An 18,036-nucleotide genomic window follows, 5' to 3' on the forward strand; every position below is an offset into this window, starting at 1 on the left:
GAGCGAAATAATGCCTAAACGTACGGATATTAAAAGCATCTTAATTATTGGTGCTGGTCCGATTGTGATTGGTCAAGCCTGCGAGTTTGACTACTCTGGTGCGCAAGCTTGTAAAGCCCTTCGTGAAGAAGGCTACCGTGTTATTTTGGTGAACTCTAACCCAGCGACCATTATGACTGACCCTTCAATGGCTGATGCAACCTATATTGAGCCGATTACTTGGCAAACTGTTGCACAGATCATTGAGAAAGAACGGCCAGACGCAGTTCTTCCAACGATGGGGGGCCAAACTGCATTGAACTGTGCCCTTGCACTTGATGAGCATGGCATTTTAGAAAAATTCAATGTTGAATTAATTGGTGCAACCAAAGAAGCGATTGAAAAAGCGGAAGACCGTAAACTTTTCGATATCGCGATGCGTAAAATTGGCCTTGAATGTCCAAAAGCTGACATTGCTGAGTCAATGGAACAAGCTTTAGAAATTCAAGCGCGCTTTGGCTTCCCTGTGATTATCCGTCCATCATTCACAATGGGTGGTTCAGGTGGTGGTATCGCCTACAACAAAGAAGAATTCATCGAAATTTGCGAACGTGGTTTCGATCTTTCTCCAACTAAACAATTATTGATCGATGAATCTTTAATTGGTTGGAAAGAGTACGAAATGGAAGTTGTTCGTGACAAAAACGACAACTGTATCATCGTATGTTCGATTGAAAACTTTGACCCAATGGGCGTGCACACAGGTGACTCAATCACTGTTGCTCCTGCACAAACTCTAACGGACAAAGAATACCAGTTGATGCGTAATGCTTCTTTAGCAGTTTTACGTGAAATTGGTGTGGAAACAGGTGGTTCTAACGTTCAGTTCGGTATTAACCCGAAAGATGGTCGTATGGTGATCATCGAGATGAACCCACGTGTATCTCGTTCATCGGCTTTAGCATCTAAAGCAACTGGTTTCCCAATTGCGAAGATTGCAGCAAAACTTGCTGTAGGCTATACCCTTGATGAATTGAAAAATGACATCACTGGCGGTACAACTCCTGCATCATTCGAACCTGCGATTGACTACGTCGTAACTAAAATTCCACGTTTCAACTTCGAAAAATTCCCACAAGCGGAACCAGTATTGACGACACAGATGAAATCTGTGGGTGAAGTCATGGCGATTGGCCGTAACTTCCAAGAATCGATGAACAAAGCTCTTCGTGGTTTAGAAGTTGGTGTTTGTGGTTTCGATGAAAAAATCGAAGTCGGTGCTGAAGGTGCGCGTGAAAAGATTCTGGTTGAACTTAAAGTTCCAGGTCCAGAGCGTATTTGGCATGTTGCGGATGCATTCCGCCACGGCTTCACTTTAGATGAAGTGTTTGAAGCTACCAAAATTGACAAATGGTTCTTGATTCAAATCGAAGACATCATCAAAACTGAAAATGAAATTAAAACTTTAGGTTTTGGTGATTTAACTGCTGAAAACATCCGTTCATTCAAACGTAAAGGTTTATCTGACCTTCGTATTGCAAACTTGATGGGTATTTCGCAAAAGCAATTCCGTAAGCATCGTTGGAACTTGGGCGTCACTCCAGTTTACAAACGTGTAGATACATGTGCCGCTGAATTCGAATCTGATACAGCCTACATGTACTCAACTTATGACGAAGAGTGTGAAGCAAACCCGTCAACTAAAGACAAAATCATGGTCATCGGTGGTGGTCCTAACCGTATTGGTCAAGGTATTGAATTTGACTACTGCTGTGTACACGCTGCTTTAGCTATGCGTGAAGACGGTTACGAAACCATTATGGTGAACTGTAACCCTGAAACAGTTTCAACTGACTATGACACTTCTGATCGCTTGTACTTCGAACCGATTACACTTGAAGATGTATTAGAAATCGTTCGTACGGAAAAGCCAAAAGGCATTATCGTTCAGTACGGCGGTCAAACTCCGTTGAAATTGGCGCGTGCTTTAGAAGAAGCAGGTGCTCCAATTATCGGTACATCTCCAGATGCCATTGACCGTGCAGAAGACCGTGAACGTTTCCAGCAAATGATCCAGCGTTTACAGCTTCGTCAACCAAACAACAGCATTGTAAAATCTGCTGAAGAAGGTATCTCTGAAGCTGCAAAAGTAGGTTATCCGTTAGTTGTTCGCCCATCTTATGTATTAGGTGGCCGTGCAATGGAAATCGTATATAACGAAGAAGAACTTAAACGTTACCTTCGTGAAGCAGTTCAGGCATCTAACGAAGCCCCTGTTCTTCTTGACCGTTTCCTAGATGACGCAACTGAAGTTGATGTTGACTGTGTTTCTGATGGTAAAGACGTTGTAATCGGCGGTATCATGCAGCACATCGAACAAGCGGGTATTCACTCAGGTGACTCTGCATGTTCAATTCCTCCTTATTCTTTATCTAAAGAAATTCAGGATGAGATGCGTCGTCAAACTGTTGCGATGGCAAAAGAACTTGGTGTGGTTGGTTTGATGAACGTTCAGTTCGCAGTTAAAGGCGATGATGTTTACGTTCTTGAAGTTAACCCACGTGCTTCACGTACAGTTCCATTCGTATCAAAATGTATTGGCGAATCTTTAGCAAAAGTTGCTGCACGTTGTATGGCAGGTCAGTCTTTAGAATCTCAAGGTTTCACTAAAGAGATTATTCCGACTCACTTTGCTGTAAAAGAAGCTGTCTTCCCATTTGCTAAATTCCCTGGCGTAGACCCAATGCTTGGCCCTGAGATGAAATCTACAGGTGAAGTGATGGGTGTAGGTAAAACATTTGGTGAAGCATTCTACAAAGCAGTGCTTGGTTCAAATGAACGCTTACCAGGTTTACCAACAGAAGGCGAAGTTAAACACGCATTCTTGTCTGTACGTGAATCTGACAAGAAATACATCGTTGATATTGCGAAGAAACTTGTTTCTTTCGGCTTCAAACTTGTAGCTACTGGTGGTACACATGATGTACTTAGCCAAGCAGGTTTAGCATGTGAACGTGTAAATAAAGTAACCGAAGGCCGTCCGCACATTGTAGACCGCTTGAAAAATGGTGAAATACACCTTATTGTCAATACCACTGAGGGCAAACGTGCTCAGTATGACTCAGCGATGATTCGTCGTGCTGCGTTACAAGGTAAAGTGTATTACACAACCACCATTAACGGTGCTGAAGCAGTTTGCCAAGCATTTGGAATCCAATTACCAATGGATGTATACCGTTTGCAAGATTTACAAACCGTAGTTTAATTCGTTTCCGATAAGTCCCGTCACCTTATCGGTGGCGGGCTTTTTTCATTTATAAACCTGTATTTTTTACACTCACAAACTTGAGGGACAACAATGCAACGTTATCCTATGACTCCCCAAGGCAAAGAAGCCTTAGAGAAAGAATTACATCAATTAAAAAGTATTGAACGTCCACGTATTACAGCAGCCATTGCTGAAGCACGTGAACATGGGGATTTAAAAGAAAACGCGGAATACCATGCTGCACGTGAGCAACAAGGTTTCTGTGAAGGTCGTATCCAAGACATCGAAGGTAAATTGGGTGCAGCTCAAGTTATTGATGTAAAAGAACTTGAACAAAATGGTCGTGTTGTTTTTGGTGTAACGGTGACGATTGAAAACTTAGATACCGAAGAACAAAAGACGTATATGATCGTGGGTGATGACGAAGCAGATTTCAAAATTAATAAGATTTCTGTCAATTCTCCAATTGCACGTGGTCTTTTAGGAAAAAGTGAAGGTGACGAAGCCAAGATTCAAACACCAAATGGCGAAGTTGAATACGAAATTGTTAGCGTTGAGTATCTCTAATTTTATGTAATTAGCGATTCAAGCCCCTCTTTTGAGGGGCTTTTTTGTACAAAAGGATTTATGATAAGAACAAATCCAAAACTACAACTTAAATAATGGACAACAGAATTATTCAAGCGTTCTACTACGCGATTGGTGGATTCTTTTTAGGATTCCTCGTGACAATTATATGGTCACTTTACATCAACAGTAATATCAACACTGTGATGATTATTCTGATCACAACAATACTTTCATCTATAGGTGGTTTCCTGTTACCCAATTCGATTCAACATTGGTTTAGATTATTTTGGAATCTTTTTCGCTAAACGACCGAATCAACCATGAATCAAGTAAATAGTTCATCGTCAGCCTTGCACAATAGGGAAATAGTACACAATCCGCTATAATCCAGATATCCAAACCTTTTGATGTACGCCATGTCTGAACCTTTGATTAACTCCCCTGTCAAACACTGGTGCGAATTCGAATTCATCTCAAAAACCGTGAAGAATCCGAATATTCATATCAAAGGGAATTATTCATATTATTCAGCCTATTGGGACCAAGGTTTTGAACGTTGTGTCGTGCGTTATTTACATGACAAACCTTCTACACCCGAAAAACCAATTGACCAACTTTATATTGGAAATTTTGTCTGTTTTGGTGCTGAATGCATAATTATGATGGGAGGAAATCAACTGCATCGTACCGACTGGATTTCAGCCTTCCCTTTTGATACGCGTAGTTTTGTCCCTGCTGGAAATACTATTATTGGCGATGGTTGCTGGATTGGCTCTCGTGCCATGATTATGCAAGGGGTTACACTAGGTGAAGGGGCTGTGGTTGCGACGGGTGCTGTAGTCACTAAAGACGTGCCACCTTATGCGGTTGTAGGTGGTGTACCTGCAAAAATTATTAAATACCGATTTCCAGAAGATGATATTCAAAAACTGCTTGCCCTCAAACTTTATGACTTAGATGAAAAGCAGTTTTTAAAAATGCGCGAGCAATTGCAGACGAATGATGTAGAAGCCCTAATACAATACCTCGCAAAGAGTAGTTGAGTGAATCAATTCAAGCATCTTAGTTTTCAATAAAGTTCGCTGCCTAGATACAATTCCTATAATTTTCGCCCCCCTTCTTTTCTCTTTTTAATAGCCATTTCATTTTTCTCACAATTTTTACCCGACTTTAGTACAACAATGCATACTTTTTAGGCAAAAAACATGCTAAGTTAAGTTATGGAATCGACGGTTTATAAAGCCTTATCCCTATGAAAATACTAGGTTTTATAAAATCAAAATTAGCGTTAGTATAAAAGTATAAACAATAGTTTTGAGTCGCAACTCTCAAATAAAGCAGCTTCTAAAAAGTTTTTAATGAAAACAAGGAGTAATACAGATGGCTTATCAAAATATTTTAGTTCCAGTTGACGGTTCAGACACTTCTTTTGCAGCAGTAAAACAAGCAGCAGAACTCGCCAAAGTATTTGGTAGTAAAATTACTGTTGTTCAAGTACTTGCCTTAGACCCATACATTGCTGCCGAATATATTACTGCGGCACAGACCAATGATTTGATTGAACGTGCTCGTTCATCAATTGAAGGTACACTTCAAGATGCCAAAGCTAAATTTAGTGCGGAAGGCTTAAATGTTGAAACGCGTTTACTTGAAGGGCAAATGATCCATCAAGAGATTATTAATGCTGCTAAAGAAATCAATGCTGATTTAATCGTGATTGGTTCACATGGCCGTACAGGATTGAAAAAATTCTTCTTAGGTAGTGTCGCACAAAAAATTCTGGGGGAGACTAGCGTACCTGTATTGGTGGTTCGTCAATAATTTGATTCATCAACTTGGTCTTACATTCATACTCAGCATTGGATGTAAGACCCTTCAAATAACTTTAGAAATTTCTCCATCCCACTGATAGAGCTTCAAATTTATCTTCCCTGCATTCACAACAATATTCTCTGCTTGTAATTTTACAATTTGAAGATTATCTCCCCGAGCATCCAGCTTACTTAGGCTAATTTTACCTTGTGAATTAATTACACGATACCAAGGCAAGTGCTTATCTTCAACTTGTTGCAATACACGCCCAACCAAACGAGCATGTTTAGGCAAACCCGCCATCTTGGCAATTTGTCCATAGGTTGCAACTTTTCCATAAGGAATTAAAGCAACCACTTGCAGAATTAACTGTGCTAATTCTTTTGAAGATGACTGAGTCATTGACATCAATATAACCCCTTCGTAACAGAGAAGTTAGAAGTTTCCAGGACTTTCTAGACGTTTCACTTCTTGGACTTTTTCTGGATTATGTACAGCAGCAACACCATCTTCTGCTTTTACATCGACAAAGGCATCTGGGTTATAAATAGTGATGGTTTCATTGCCAGTCGCATCTTCCCCGACAATATACTGAAAACCTTTACGGTTCATCTTATGACACAAACGCTGATACCAACCTTTAAAGCCCTCTGTCTCTTCATTCGGATTGTAATAAAAAGCATTCATCACAGCAGGGAGCCCTAATCCACAGACTAAACCCGATAGAAGTACACTAATAAAAGTGTATCCAATCAGGATACTGCTGTATTCACTCAATTGCGGAATATTGGCAACAGCAAGAATTAAAGCCAGTGAAATTCCACCACGCACCCCACCCCAAGACAGAATTGCTAGACTTCCGTTATAACTTTTATGTCGGAAACTTGGGAAAAAAGCAAAGGCAAGATAATTCGCTGCAAAACGTGATGCATGCAAAATAATAAAGGCAATAATGCCACCCAAAATCAGACTCACACTTAAATCTAAAATAAAGAGTTCTAAACCAATCAGGGTAAATAAGAATGAATTGATAATCCCTTCAACGGTATGCCAAAAGTGATTGACCTCCCGAATTTCACGTTCTTGTAAGATTTCTTTCCAACGATTCCCGACAATTAATCCACCAAATACGCAAGCAATTGGCGCAGAAGCATGTGCAAACAGTGCGACCAAGTAAGATCCACATGCCAGTAAAGCGGTAGTTAAAATAAGAGATTCCATTTCATGTTTGCCACGAAGCAATCTCAGAATAGCCAGACCAAAACCCCAACCAATAATAATTGCAACGACAATTTCATAGAGTAAAGTTTGTAGTGTACCGATTAAACTAAAATGCTCGCCTTGTAACACATTCAGCAAGGTCATGAATAAGGCAATACACATAGCATCATTAAATAAGGATTCGCCTTCTAGCTTGACCATTAAATGGTGCGGTGCACGAACCGAACTTAATACTCCCTTAATCCCAATCGGATCGGTTGCCCCCAATGCTGCACCCAAAAGCAACAATACCAATAGGTCGACATGCTGCCCAACTAAGAATTGATAGCCATAAAGTACCACTCCAAAAAACACGGCACAGAGTACCAATGCGATACTGGCTAAAATACTGATCGGCTTCCAATAACTGCGCAAATCAGACACTTTGAACTTCAAAGCAGAAGAGGTCAGAATAAAACAAATCACCCCGTTGATCAGAAAATCATAGAAATCGATGTGACGTACGGCATTTTCAATATTATGAATATTGATGGTAATAAACTGATTACCATTTAACAGGCTTGCGCCCCACTGCAAAATAAAGACAAAAATTGCGGAGACAATCGGAACACCTATGGCTTGTGGAAAACCTAAAATTCGCTTGTTAAAAATCGTGGTCGCAATTGATAATGCAAAAATAACCGTGAAAATTTGAAGAAATAAAAAATTACCCATGCGAGTTCCGATGCTAACCAAGAGATAAAATCAAGCGAATGAACTCAATGATTTGCGAACTAAATATTGACTTAAACACTATTCTTTACACTTCAGTGTACCGTCTTTTAAAGCTAGCCTCCTAGTTTCGTTAAATTTTTTTAACATAAAACTTGTACAGGATTAAACAAAGCGTTTAGATTGAATCCCTATTCAAATGACTCCCACTATTTTGCCCTTTAAACTTTTAGGAGATTGGCTAATTTATGCACCAGACCATTAAAACCGTATTTCGCCTATGTTTCGCAACCAGTATTTTTTTAATTACGTTGGCATTGGTCTGGACATGTATCGTCAAAACATTAGAAATTAAAAATGCGACTCAAGCTTTGGCTCAAGCGCAACAGTTTGAACTAAAGTCAACTAGAGCTAAACCTCTGGTACTGGTTACCAATAATCAGAAACCCGATGAATCTGTTTTTATTCTCGTCGCTAACCAAGGCTTTATCGCCAAAATGAGCTGTGAGCACTATGCACAAGACTTGTGTATCGATGCAGAGAATCAAACCCATCGACGTCAAATTGACACTTTGGGTTTAAAAAAAATTGGACAGCAACATTATATTCAACATATTCAATTTCATGACAGCCAAACTCAGAAAGTCAGCCGTTTTAATTATAATGATGCGCAAATCCAAACATTCTTCCAGCAAGACATTCAGCAGTTAAAATATGTGGTCTTCGGGATTGCTATCTTTGCGCTGATTGCTTTGTATGTCAGCTTCCGTATTCTGCGCAACTTTAAGCAATTTCTACGTAAATAGCCCATAGCTCCATATCCAAAGACAGCCATCTTTTTTTAATCATGATGATGGCTGTCTTACTTCGCTTCAGCCCTATGATTGAGCCATTACTTTTTCTGGAGACAAACCAAAGATTGCTAACATTGCGATGGCAATGAAACACAGCATCAAGGTTGCCATATTCATTAAGTCTGTCCAAACCAAGAAATTCAGAATCACTCCGCCTAGCAAGCCGCAAGCAAATTGCATACTGCCCATCACCGCACTGGCGGTTCCTGCACGTGCACCTTGTTCAGACATCGCCAATGCCATCGCATTTGGCCCCGTAAAACCAATCCCTGAAACCGCCAAGAACATGCCCACATACACCAGTTCAATTGGAGCTTGTTGCAACAAACCTGCAAGCACTAACACTAAAGCACCTGTAAGCTGAATAAATCCGCCAATTTTCAGACGGGTAAAGACAGAGAGATGTTTACCCATTTTTTTGTTTAGGGTCGATAACAACATAATCCCAAAGGCATTCGAACCAAAAGCAATTGCAAAGTGCTGTTGATTTAAACCATAGCCATTCATCAACACCGATGCTGATGAGCTGATATAACAAAACAGCACCCCTCCCGAGAAACAACCCGCCAGCATTGGAATACGGAAACTACGATCTTGAAAAATAGCTGCATACAATTGGAAAACTTGAGGTAAACTCAAACGTAGGCGATGTTCAGGCTGTAAGGTTTCCTGAAAGAGGAAATGAATACACAACCAGCATGCAGCGCCAATCATCATTAGAAAAACAAAAATGGCGTGCCAATTAAAATAACTAAGCACCAATGCTCCCAAAGTAGGTGCCAAAATTGGTGCCACCCCCATCACAATCATCATACTGGCAAAAGCCTGCGCAGAGGCATTCATATCTAAACGATCTCGAATAGCAGCTCGTGCAATCACCACCCCTACACACCCCCCAAGTGCCTGTAAGACACGTGCCGCAATAAGTGCCCATTCATTACTCGCAAGCACACAGAGTAGACTAGCAACGACATATAGACTTAAGCCAAAGTACAGCGGTTTCTTACGCCCAATCCGATCACTCAATGGTCCATAAATGAGCTGCCCAACCGCAAGCCCCAAAAAATAAGCAGGTAACGTATTTGCCACCATTTGGGTACTGACCCCAAAGTCTTTGGCCATTTGTGGCAAAGCAGGTAAATACATATCAATGGAGAGTGGACCTAAGGCGGTTAATAGCGCCAACAACATAATCCAAGAAGTCGAATAGGTTTTTTTTACGGGAGATTGAGCAGCATTCATATTTAATTTTTAACTACGAAGAAACAAGACAAGCTTACACTCTCCATAGTATTATTTCTTGATCAAAAAAGTGAAATTAAATCCTGACTCAAGCCTACTTTTTGCATAAAGGTTTGATGTACATCTCTTAAAGGAAACCACTTGAACACTTGGCTTACTCGTCTGAAGCAAACCACTTATAACACCACTTTTATGTATAACGTGCGCATGATTATTGCGTTCGCAGGGACTGCATTTGTTCCCTATTTTTTAGACTATCAACTAGCCACCATCCCACTCACGCTGGGTGTTGTTGCCGCAGGTCTCAGTGATATTGATGACCGCTTCTCGGTGCGTCTTTTAAATTTGGTTTATACCTATATCGGTTTTTTTGTTACAGCAACCTCTATTTATTTTCTTTTCCCGCACCCGATTCTATTCGCCATCGGGCTGATCATCTCTTGTATTGGCTTTATTTTATTGGGTTCTTTGGGTCGACGCTATGCCACCATTTCTTATGGTTGTTTGGTCATTTCCGTGTATTCCATGTTGGGCGTACATTTATTTGACCAATGGTATATGCAACCTTCGCTGCTGGTTGCAGGTGCCGCATGGTATGGCGTCATTTCTACCATCAGCTTCTTGTTATTCCCTGTGCGTCAGGTGCAAGACAAATTATCCGAATGCTATTCCTCTCTGGGCAATTTCCTCTTTGCCAAATCCAATCTATTTGATGTAGACATGACCCCACAAAGCTACCAACAAAGCATGATTGATTTGTCGCTGGAAAATGGCAAATTGGTGGGCATTTTCAACGAAATGAAAACTGCCCTGCTCACTCGCTTAAAAGGTGACCGCGGTCAACGCGATACTCGACGCAGTTTACAATATTATTTTGTCGCACAAGATATCCATGAACGTGCAGATTCCGCCCATATTGACTATCAAATTTTAACCAAGGTTTTTGAACACAGCGATATTCTATTTCGCTTCCAACGAATTTTGACTATTCAGGGTAAAGCCTGTAAAGATTTGAGCGAAAGCATCTTATTACGGAAAAACTATAAACATAACAAGCGTTTTAAACATTCTTTTCAAAACCTAAAGGTGTCTTTAGAAAAATTACGCGACGATAACCATTACGATCCGATTTGGGTGAATGCCCTGTTCTCTTTATACCAAAACCTTAAGTCAATCGATGCACAACTGCGTAACTTGGAAACTGAACAAAATATCGTTTTTGATAAAAGTAAACAACTTGAAAACCAGCTTAAAGATGATGATCTTAAAGGTTGGGATGATATTGTCATCCGAATCAAACAACATCTTACACCTGAATCTGTGTTGTTCCGTCACGCTATCCGACTCTCAATTGTTTTACTGGTCGGCTATATTTTTGTACAAGTCACGCAGATTCAATACGGATACTGGATTATTCTAACCGCATTATTTGTCTGCCAACCCAACTTTAATGCCACCAAACGCCGACTCCGTCTACGAGTCATCGGCACACTCATCGGAATCATCATTGGTGAAGCGGTGTTGTATTTTATTCCTTCGGTTGAAGGTCAGTTACTGCTGCTAGTTTTGAGTGGCGTGCTGTTTTTTGAATTACGCAGTAAACAGTATGCACAAGCGACAGCTTTTATCACCATTTTGGCTTTAATTAATTTTAATTTAGATGGTCTTGGTTTTTCAGCCGCTGTACCTCGAATGATTGATACCTTGATCGGTTGTGCCTTGGCATGGTTAGGCGTGAGTTTTATTTTTCCAGATTGGAAATTCCGTCGGCTACCGCATAGTATTCAACGTAGCTTACAGGCGCAATGTGCCTACTTAAATGAAGTGATTCAGCAATATAAACAAGGGCGTAATAATGGTCTGAATTATCGTGTCGTGCGACGTGCCGCACATAACACCGATGCCGATGTCGCCTCCCTGATTTCAACCCTTGCCACCGAACCCGACTTTGACCCTACGCAAAAAAGTCAGGCATTTGAGTTTCTTTGTTTGAATCACACCTTTTTGAGTTATATTGCGGCCCTCGGTGCACATCGTGCCCAAATCATAGATCCTGAAATTCTAAATTTACTCAGTCAGGCGCAGGAAGATATTCAAGGTGCATTACTGAAAGATGAAATGCCCGATTTAACTGCACAAAATATGTTGCAAACCATTCGGCAGCGCCTCACACAAGATAAAAAAGAAGATCAATTGTCTTTGATTATTTTGCAGCAATTATCGTTAATGTTCAGTATTTTGCAGCAATTGAGTCACCTCAAGCAAAACTTGAGCAATGAACGTGATGATCAGGCGACTGAGTTTGCATCTTTATAATGAATATCGAATTTTACAAATCATAGATTGGCTGGCGGGGCATCCAAAATTTTGCTGTTAAAAAAGCAGCAATTTCCCCGCAATACAATGCATTTATAACGTATCAACCCTGACTATTTAATGCTAAACTTTCTCTAGTTTTAAATTTGCTCTTTTCACTATGACCGCAAAAAATTTATACGCTTACACGCTACAACCTGTGAACTACGAAATCTCTGAAGCTGAGCAACGCCATGCTCAGATGGTGATTTGGCGTAGTACCAATAAAATTAGCACCAAAGCATGGATGATTATGGGTGCCATCGTAGCTCTTGCGATTGTGGGCATCATCTTATTAAAAAACTACTCAACTATTTTTTGCTGGGTGGCAATTGTCGGGGTGGCTTTATACCTTGCAATCCGCACTTATGGCTTAGAGTGGTATGTTAAACGCAAAATGAATGAGTTTCCTGTTCAGGAAATTAAAGGTGTAAAACTGGGTGTACAACCTCACGGTATCGTGATGCGCCAGCAAATGGGTATGCAAGAAGGCGTTGGTGCAATTGGCTGGAAAGACATTTATGAATGGTACAACACGCCAGAATTTATGTTGTTGAACTTTAAAGTAAAAGGTCAACAAGGTGCCTATATTTTACCTAAGCGCATGGACTCACGTAATTTCTCTTTTGAAACCATACGCAAGCATTTAAATGAATCTGTAGGTGAAGCGAAGAAAATCTAAGCGACCCGATTCCTGAAAAGCCTTCTGAAATATGAAGGCTTTTTTACAAAACCAATTAAAAACGATAATGAGAATAAATATTATCCTCAAAATCCACATTATCTGCCAAATCTTAAGTTATAATTTCGCCAATTTTTTGACACTTCCAACACTTGACCATCATGTTGAAAAAAATATTTTTCCAAATTCATTGGTTTATGGGGATTACCGCTGGATTAATACTGTCCATTATGGGCGTGACTGGCGCTATTTATTCTTATGATCAGCAAATCCTTCAATGGATCAATACGGATAGCTATGCTGTACAGGCGGAAAATCGAGATAAGCTTACACCAGCTGAACTCTATTTACATTTTCAGCAAGTCGATCCAAAGATCCAGATTAATAGCATCACAATTGCGAAAGACCCGACAGCATCAAGCACGGTCAATATTGTCAAAGAAGGGGCACGACGCGGCTATAACATGATGGTCAACCCCTACTCTGCTGAAGTTCTGCCAGAAATAAAAGGACAAGGTTTTTTCCAGTTTGTGCAGCAATTGCATCGTAATTTAACTGTCGGACCTATAGGTAAACAAATTACGGCAGCGTGTACACTCATGCTGATTTTCTTTGTCCTGAGTGGATTATATTTACGCTGGCCCAAAAAACATTCGGTTAAACAATGGCTTTTTGTTAAGCCAAAACTCAAAGGTCGTAATTTCCTGTGGGACTTACATGCCGTAGTGGGTACATGGGTGGTGGTATTTTATTTACTAATGGCATGTACAGGACTTTACTGGTCTTATGATTGGTGGCGTAGTGGCATGTTTAAAGTGATGGGTGTGGAACAACCGAAACCAGAAATGCAAGGCGGTAAACCTGAAGGACAACGAGGCCCACGTGGAGCGTCAGGTGAACACGCCTCACAAGGTCGTTCTCATAATGCCAATATACAAGCTGGGAGCAGTGCTGAGCTTAGTCCAGTACAAATGCAAACGGTACTTTCACAAACTTGGACAGGTGTTCAAGCCAAACTAGGACATGACTACTCAACACTCACTTTAAACCTGCCTAAAAAAACAGATGGTCAAGTTGAACTTGTTTTTGTCGATCCAGTTCCACAACATGAACGAGCACGAAATAAAGCCGTCTATAATTATCAAACTGCAACCATACAAAATATTGAATTATATGCAGACAAAAAGCTCAATGAGAAAATCATGAGCAGTATGCTGCCCGTACACCGTGGTAGCTTCTTTGGGCCTGTATATCACTTCTTTGCCATGCTTGCTGCACTTGCAATGCCATTGTTCTTTGTCACTGGGTGGATGCTGTATCTTAAACGTCGTAAGCAGAAAAAATTAACCTTAGCAGCCCGTGTAAGCAATCACAGCATCACTGTAGATCCAAATGCAAAACCTTGGCTGATTGCTTATGCTTCCCAAACAGGTGTGGCTGAGCAGTTGGCTTGGCGTACAGCCACGAGTTTACAAGAGGCTCGCCAACCTGTTACGGTTAAAACGGTACAACAACTAACTCTTGAAGATCTGCAATCGGCTCAACAAATCTTGTTTGTTGCGAGTACCTACGGTACGGGAGATGCACCTGATCTTGCTTCAGGTTTTGCTAAGAAAATACTGAACAGTAAAATAGATTTAAGCCATGTGCATTTTGCAGTATTGGCCTTAGGCTCCAAAGAATATCCAGACAGTTATTGTAGCTTCGGACATGCCATTGCGGCTTGGCTTAAACAAAATCAAGCACACGCACTGTTCGACACCATAGAAGTCGATAATGCCAACCCTGAAGATATACAGCGTTGGAATCACGCACTAGCAAAAAGTAGCAAGCTAGATTTACAAGCCATGCACATCGATAAAACGTTTGATCGATGGACATTAACCCAACGTGATTTATTGAACCCAAATAGTCTGGGTGCACCTGCATTTAATATCGAACTGCAAGCCCAGCATGAAGCACATTGGCAAGCGGGTGATATTGCCGAAATTCAACCCGGCAACAGTGCGAAGCGTATTGCTGAATTTATGGCGAAACATCAAATTTCCCCCCAAACTCAGGTGGAGTCCTTAGCCGTTTCAATTGAGCAGGCATTATGGGATAAACAACTAAATACCGATGTTGAACCTTTTGCCAACATGGAACACCTACTTGAGCAACTACACACTTTAGCTTCACGCGAATATTCCATTGCCAGTATTCCCTCGCAGCAAACACTACGTTTAGTGGTACGTCAGCAAAGTGATCATACGGGTGAACTTGGCTTAGGTTCGGGTTGGCTAACAGCACATACTGAAATTGGTCAAGAGATTGCACTTCGTATTCGTAATAATGAGTCATTCCACCTCATTGATGACAATCGTCCAATCATTTGTATTGGTAATGGCACAGGCATTGCAGGACTGATGAGTCTATTACATGCGCGTGTCCGTGCTGATTACACCCAAAACTGGCTGATCTTCGGTGAACGGCAACGAGAACATGACTTTTTCTATCAAACTACGATTGAAGCGTGGCAAAACACAGGCATGTTAGAGCGTCTGGATTTGGCTTTCTCACGTGATCAAGCGGAAAAGGTCTATGTACACCATGTTTTGCGTAATCAAGCAGCAGAGCTAATCTCATGGTTCAATCGTGGTGCAGTCATTTATGTCTGTGGTAGCATTCAGGGAATGGCCCAAGATGTCGAGCATGCGCTCATCGACATTCTGGGTGAAAATACGGTAGAACAACTTCGTCATGAAGGGCGCTATCGTCGTGATGTATACTAAAAAGCAGTAGCATAAAATAAAAAACCGAGCTTAAATAGGCTCGGTTTTTTATTCATCATTTTATTTATCCATTCCACAATACGTTTCATGTCATAAGCATTTATCTTCAACACATCAAACCAATCTAGAATTATGCAATCAATACGATTAAAAAGACTATTCGCAGCAATTATTGGAACTGCACTCTTCCTAGATGGGGCTTATTTAATTAGTCTCAATAAGATTCATTTAGGTACTGTACTGCCGTTGTTAATTGGATCAGGACTGCTAGTCTTTGCACTTTTCTACCCTAAAATTCAACTCTTTGTTCACCAAACTCGATACAGACATATCCTCTGGCGTATAGGTTGCTGGGGATTTTTGCTTTGGAGTACAAGCGTACTTTGCTTTTTTATCTATTTGCATCTAGCAAGCCAAAATAATGCTCAACTCACGCCTGTAAAAGTTATTATTGTTTTGGGAAGTGGTATCGAGCATGGTCAACCTTCTGCAACCTTAGCGCAGCGCTTAAATCGAGCTGCCGTACTGGCAAAACAACAACCCAACATCCCCCTCATTATGACGGGCGGTTTAGATTTTCGAGAAAAATTCACTGAAGCAGAAGTAATGTCAAAGTACGTTCAGCAAAACTTCTCGATATCCCCTACTCGTATTTGGTTAGAAGACAAAAGCACCAGTACAGATTTAAATCTAAAGAACAGCAAACCCATTCTTGCTCAGCTCAATATTCAATTGAATGAACCTATTGCTATCGTTACCAGTGATTTCCATACCTTAAGAGCTGCTGCAATTGCCCATAAACAAGGCTATCGTCATATCATTACTGTAGCCGCGCCCACACCTTTAATTAACCGTTATAATTCATCGCTTAGAGAATATTTTGCTTATGGTAGTGGTTGGCTCTTAAATGAGTTTTAAGGATTAATTCAGACGAATATGACGAGGAAGAGGAAGCTTCATGTCCTGAAACAACTCAGGTTTTTGCATATAGACTTGGTATAAATAGTTTTTTAAATCTAACAACAATTTCTCTGGCGCAACCAAGATATTTTGCCCCTCAGGCGTTAAGTCCAAAGAAATGGTGGTCTGTTCCTTTCTTAAATATGGAATCAGTTTTTCTACCAAATCTTTGAGGCTGATCTCTTTCAATTGATAATCTGCCCAATTGTCTCTAATCAACAATTTAGCTAAATTCTTATTTTGCCAAATTGCAAATGCACGTTGCCCTGTTGGGGTCGCACATAACGCCCAACCATCCTGATATAAAGCACTCACAGATCCTTGAGCAACCATGTTTTCAATAAATTGCTGATAGATATTCTTCGCACTCGGGCTAGAATTATGACTTTTAGATGCAGCTTTACGCTGATAAGGATTTCTCATATCAATGATATATATTGAATTATTATTGAATAATAAATTCTATATAAAAGACTGAGTTTAAACAACATGAAGGAGATATATGGTGGGCGCTGACGGGATCGAACCGCCGACATTCTGCTTGTAAGGCAGACGCTCTACCAACTGAGCTAAGCGCCCTGAAGAATAAAAATAGAGACCTATTTTTACAAAACCGAGATAAAGGTGCTTTATCTGGATTAAACATCTTATTCAGGGAAATAAGATATTAAAATGGCGCAGCGGACGGGGCTCGAACCCGCGACCCTCGGCGTGACAGGCCGATATTCTAACCAACTGAACTACCGCTGCAACACGGAATTCTTAAAACCAAATCCACAACATGTCAAAATTATGGTGGGCGCTGACGGGATCGAACCGCCGACATTCTGCTTGTAAGGCAGACGCTCTACCAACTGAGCTAAGCGCCCTAAGGCATTAAAAATAGCATCACTATTTTTAGGATGCAAGATAAACACTAAGGATTATCTTTTAAAACACAGCTTGTCAAACTGTTAAACTTCTCTGAAATGGCGCAGCGGACGGGGCTCGAACCCGCGACCCCCGGCGTGACAGGCCGGTATTCTAACCAACTGAACTACCACTGCATCGCAAAGAATATGGTGGGCGCTGACGGGATCGAACCGCCGACATTCTGCTTGTAAGGCAGACGCTCTACCAACTGAGCTAAGCGCCCTCAAAAGCTATTTTGTATAAATGGCGCAGCGGACGGGGCTCGAACCCGCGACCCTCGGCGTGACAGGCCGATATTCTAACCAACTGAACTACCGCTGCACTTACACAATATCGCATTTGTGGTACAAACAATTATTAAACTCATCAAGTGGCGCAGCGGACGGGGCTCGAACCCGCGACCCCCGGCGTGACAGGCCGGTATTCTAACCAACTGAACTACCGCTGCACTGAGAGTTTAACGTAAAGGCTTGGTGGGCGCTGACGGGATCGAACCGCCGACATTCTGCTTGTAAGGCAGACGCTCTACCAACTGAGCTAAGCGCCCTTAACGTCTTCATCGTTTGTGTGGTGCATTATAGAGAATCCTGACCGAGTGTCAAACGCTTTTCTCACTGTTTTCATAATTTTATGTTTGAGTGATTAAAAAATAAGTGTTTTGCTATAAAAACAAGCAAATTCTGCAAGTTATTTCAAAAG

13 protein-coding genes and 8 tRNA genes are annotated in these 18,036 nt (G+C 41.0%); 9 read left to right on the top strand and 12 right to left on the bottom strand.

Features of this window, described 5'->3' with window-relative positions:
- The first annotated feature begins 10 nt into the window (after nt 1–10).
- The 4 genes from carB (at nt 11) to I593_RS07955 (ending at nt 5,638) form a co-directional block, all read left to right on the top strand.
- Nucleotides 11–3,244, top strand: a complete 3,234-nt coding sequence (gene carB, locus I593_RS07940) for a carbamoyl-phosphate synthase large subunit (RefSeq protein WP_016167047.1) — start codon at nt 11–13, stop codon at nt 3,242–3,244.
- Between the two features lie 93 nt (nt 3,245–3,337).
- Entirely contained in the window at nt 3,338–3,814 is a 477-nt protein-coding gene (gene greA / locus I593_RS07945) for a transcription elongation factor GreA (protein WP_016167048.1), read from the top strand.
- A 419-nt stretch (nt 3,815–4,233) separates the two neighbouring features.
- A complete protein-coding gene (locus tag I593_RS07950; protein WP_016167049.1) occupies nt 4,234–4,860 on the top strand; it encodes a CatB-related O-acetyltransferase in 627 nt (208 codons plus the stop codon).
- Between the two features lie 337 nt (nt 4,861–5,197).
- On the top strand, nt 5,198–5,638 hold the full coding sequence (locus I593_RS07955; RefSeq protein WP_016167050.1) for a universal stress protein: 441 nt from the start codon (nt 5,198–5,200) through the stop codon (nt 5,636–5,638).
- Nucleotides 5,639–5,692: 54 nt separating this feature from the next.
- Here the strand turns inward: I593_RS07955 and I593_RS07960 are convergent, their stop codons facing one another.
- Both I593_RS07960 and I593_RS07965 read right to left on the bottom strand, forming a co-directional pair.
- Complete coding sequence (locus tag I593_RS07960) at nt 5,693–6,037, bottom strand: MGMT family protein (RefSeq protein ID WP_016167051.1); 345 nt, start codon at nt 6,035–6,037, stop codon at nt 5,693–5,695.
- A gap of 27 nt (nt 6,038–6,064) precedes the next feature.
- A complete protein-coding gene (locus I593_RS07965) occupies nt 6,065–7,564 on the bottom strand; it encodes a cation:proton antiporter (protein ID WP_016167052.1) in 1,500 nt (499 codons plus the stop codon).
- A 245-nt stretch (nt 7,565–7,809) separates the two neighbouring features.
- Here I593_RS07965 and I593_RS07970 point away from each other — a divergent pair, with 245 nt between their 5' ends.
- Entirely contained in the window at nt 7,810–8,367 is a 558-nt protein-coding gene (locus I593_RS07970) for a hypothetical protein (RefSeq protein WP_016167053.1), read from the top strand.
- Between the two features lie 72 nt (nt 8,368–8,439).
- On the opposite strand, the gene I593_RS07975 is transcribed toward I593_RS07970, so the two are convergent.
- Nucleotides 8,440–9,657 (bottom strand): multidrug effflux MFS transporter, encoded by a 1,218-nt coding sequence (locus I593_RS07975; RefSeq protein ID WP_016167054.1) that lies wholly within the window; start codon nt 9,655–9,657, stop codon nt 8,440–8,442.
- Nucleotides 9,658–9,798: 141 nt separating this feature from the next.
- On the opposite strand from I593_RS07975, the gene yccS reads away from it, so the two are divergent.
- The 4 genes from yccS (at nt 9,799) to I593_RS07995 (ending at nt 16,383) form a co-directional block, all read left to right on the top strand.
- Complete coding sequence (yccS, locus tag I593_RS07980) at nt 9,799–11,973, top strand: YccS family putative transporter (RefSeq protein WP_016167055.1); 2,175 nt, start codon at nt 9,799–9,801, stop codon at nt 11,971–11,973.
- Between the two features lie 160 nt (nt 11,974–12,133).
- Nucleotides 12,134–12,694 (top strand): 6TM ABC transporter family protein, encoded by a 561-nt coding sequence (locus I593_RS07985; RefSeq protein ID WP_016167056.1) that lies wholly within the window; start codon nt 12,134–12,136, stop codon nt 12,692–12,694.
- 161 nt (nt 12,695–12,855) lie between these two features.
- Nucleotides 12,856–15,465: a PepSY domain-containing protein gene (locus tag I593_RS07990; protein ID WP_016167057.1), complete on the top strand. Its 2,610-nt coding sequence runs from the start codon at nt 12,856–12,858 to the stop codon at nt 15,463–15,465.
- 132 nt (nt 15,466–15,597) lie between these two features.
- Nucleotides 15,598–16,383: a YdcF family protein gene (locus I593_RS07995; protein ID WP_016167058.1), complete on the top strand. Its 786-nt coding sequence runs from the start codon at nt 15,598–15,600 to the stop codon at nt 16,381–16,383.
- 3 nt (nt 16,384–16,386) lie between these two features.
- On the opposite strand, the gene I593_RS08000 is transcribed toward I593_RS07995, so the two are convergent.
- The 9 genes from I593_RS08000 to I593_RS08040 all read right to left on the bottom strand — a co-directional run bounded on the left by I593_RS08000 (nt 16,387) and on the right by I593_RS08040 (nt 17,884).
- Nucleotides 16,387–16,848 (bottom strand): DUF2750 domain-containing protein, encoded by a 462-nt coding sequence (locus I593_RS08000; RefSeq protein ID WP_016167059.1) that lies wholly within the window; start codon nt 16,846–16,848, stop codon nt 16,387–16,389.
- Between the two features lie 80 nt (nt 16,849–16,928).
- A tRNA-Val gene (locus tag I593_RS08005) sits at nt 16,929–17,004 on the bottom strand.
- Nucleotides 17,005–17,098: 94 nt separating this feature from the next.
- Nucleotides 17,099–17,175: transfer RNA gene (locus tag I593_RS08010), tRNA-Asp, on the bottom strand.
- A gap of 43 nt (nt 17,176–17,218) precedes the next feature.
- Nucleotides 17,219–17,294: transfer RNA gene (locus I593_RS08015), tRNA-Val, on the bottom strand.
- Between the two features lie 100 nt (nt 17,295–17,394).
- A tRNA-Asp gene (locus tag I593_RS08020) sits at nt 17,395–17,471 on the bottom strand.
- Nucleotides 17,472–17,484: 13 nt separating this feature from the next.
- A tRNA-Val gene (locus tag I593_RS08025) sits at nt 17,485–17,560 on the bottom strand.
- Between the two features lie 21 nt (nt 17,561–17,581).
- Nucleotides 17,582–17,658 (bottom strand) — tRNA-Asp (locus tag I593_RS08030).
- A 50-nt stretch (nt 17,659–17,708) separates the two neighbouring features.
- A tRNA-Asp gene (locus tag I593_RS08035) sits at nt 17,709–17,785 on the bottom strand.
- A gap of 23 nt (nt 17,786–17,808) precedes the next feature.
- Nucleotides 17,809–17,884: transfer RNA gene (locus tag I593_RS08040), tRNA-Val, on the bottom strand.
- Between the last annotated feature and the right edge of the window lie 152 nt (nt 17,885–18,036).

Origin of the sequence: Acinetobacter tandoii DSM 14970 = CIP 107469 (assembly GCF_000400735.1) — a bacterium.
GTDB classification, from domain to species: Bacteria; Pseudomonadota; Gammaproteobacteria; order Pseudomonadales; family Moraxellaceae; genus Acinetobacter; species Acinetobacter tandoii.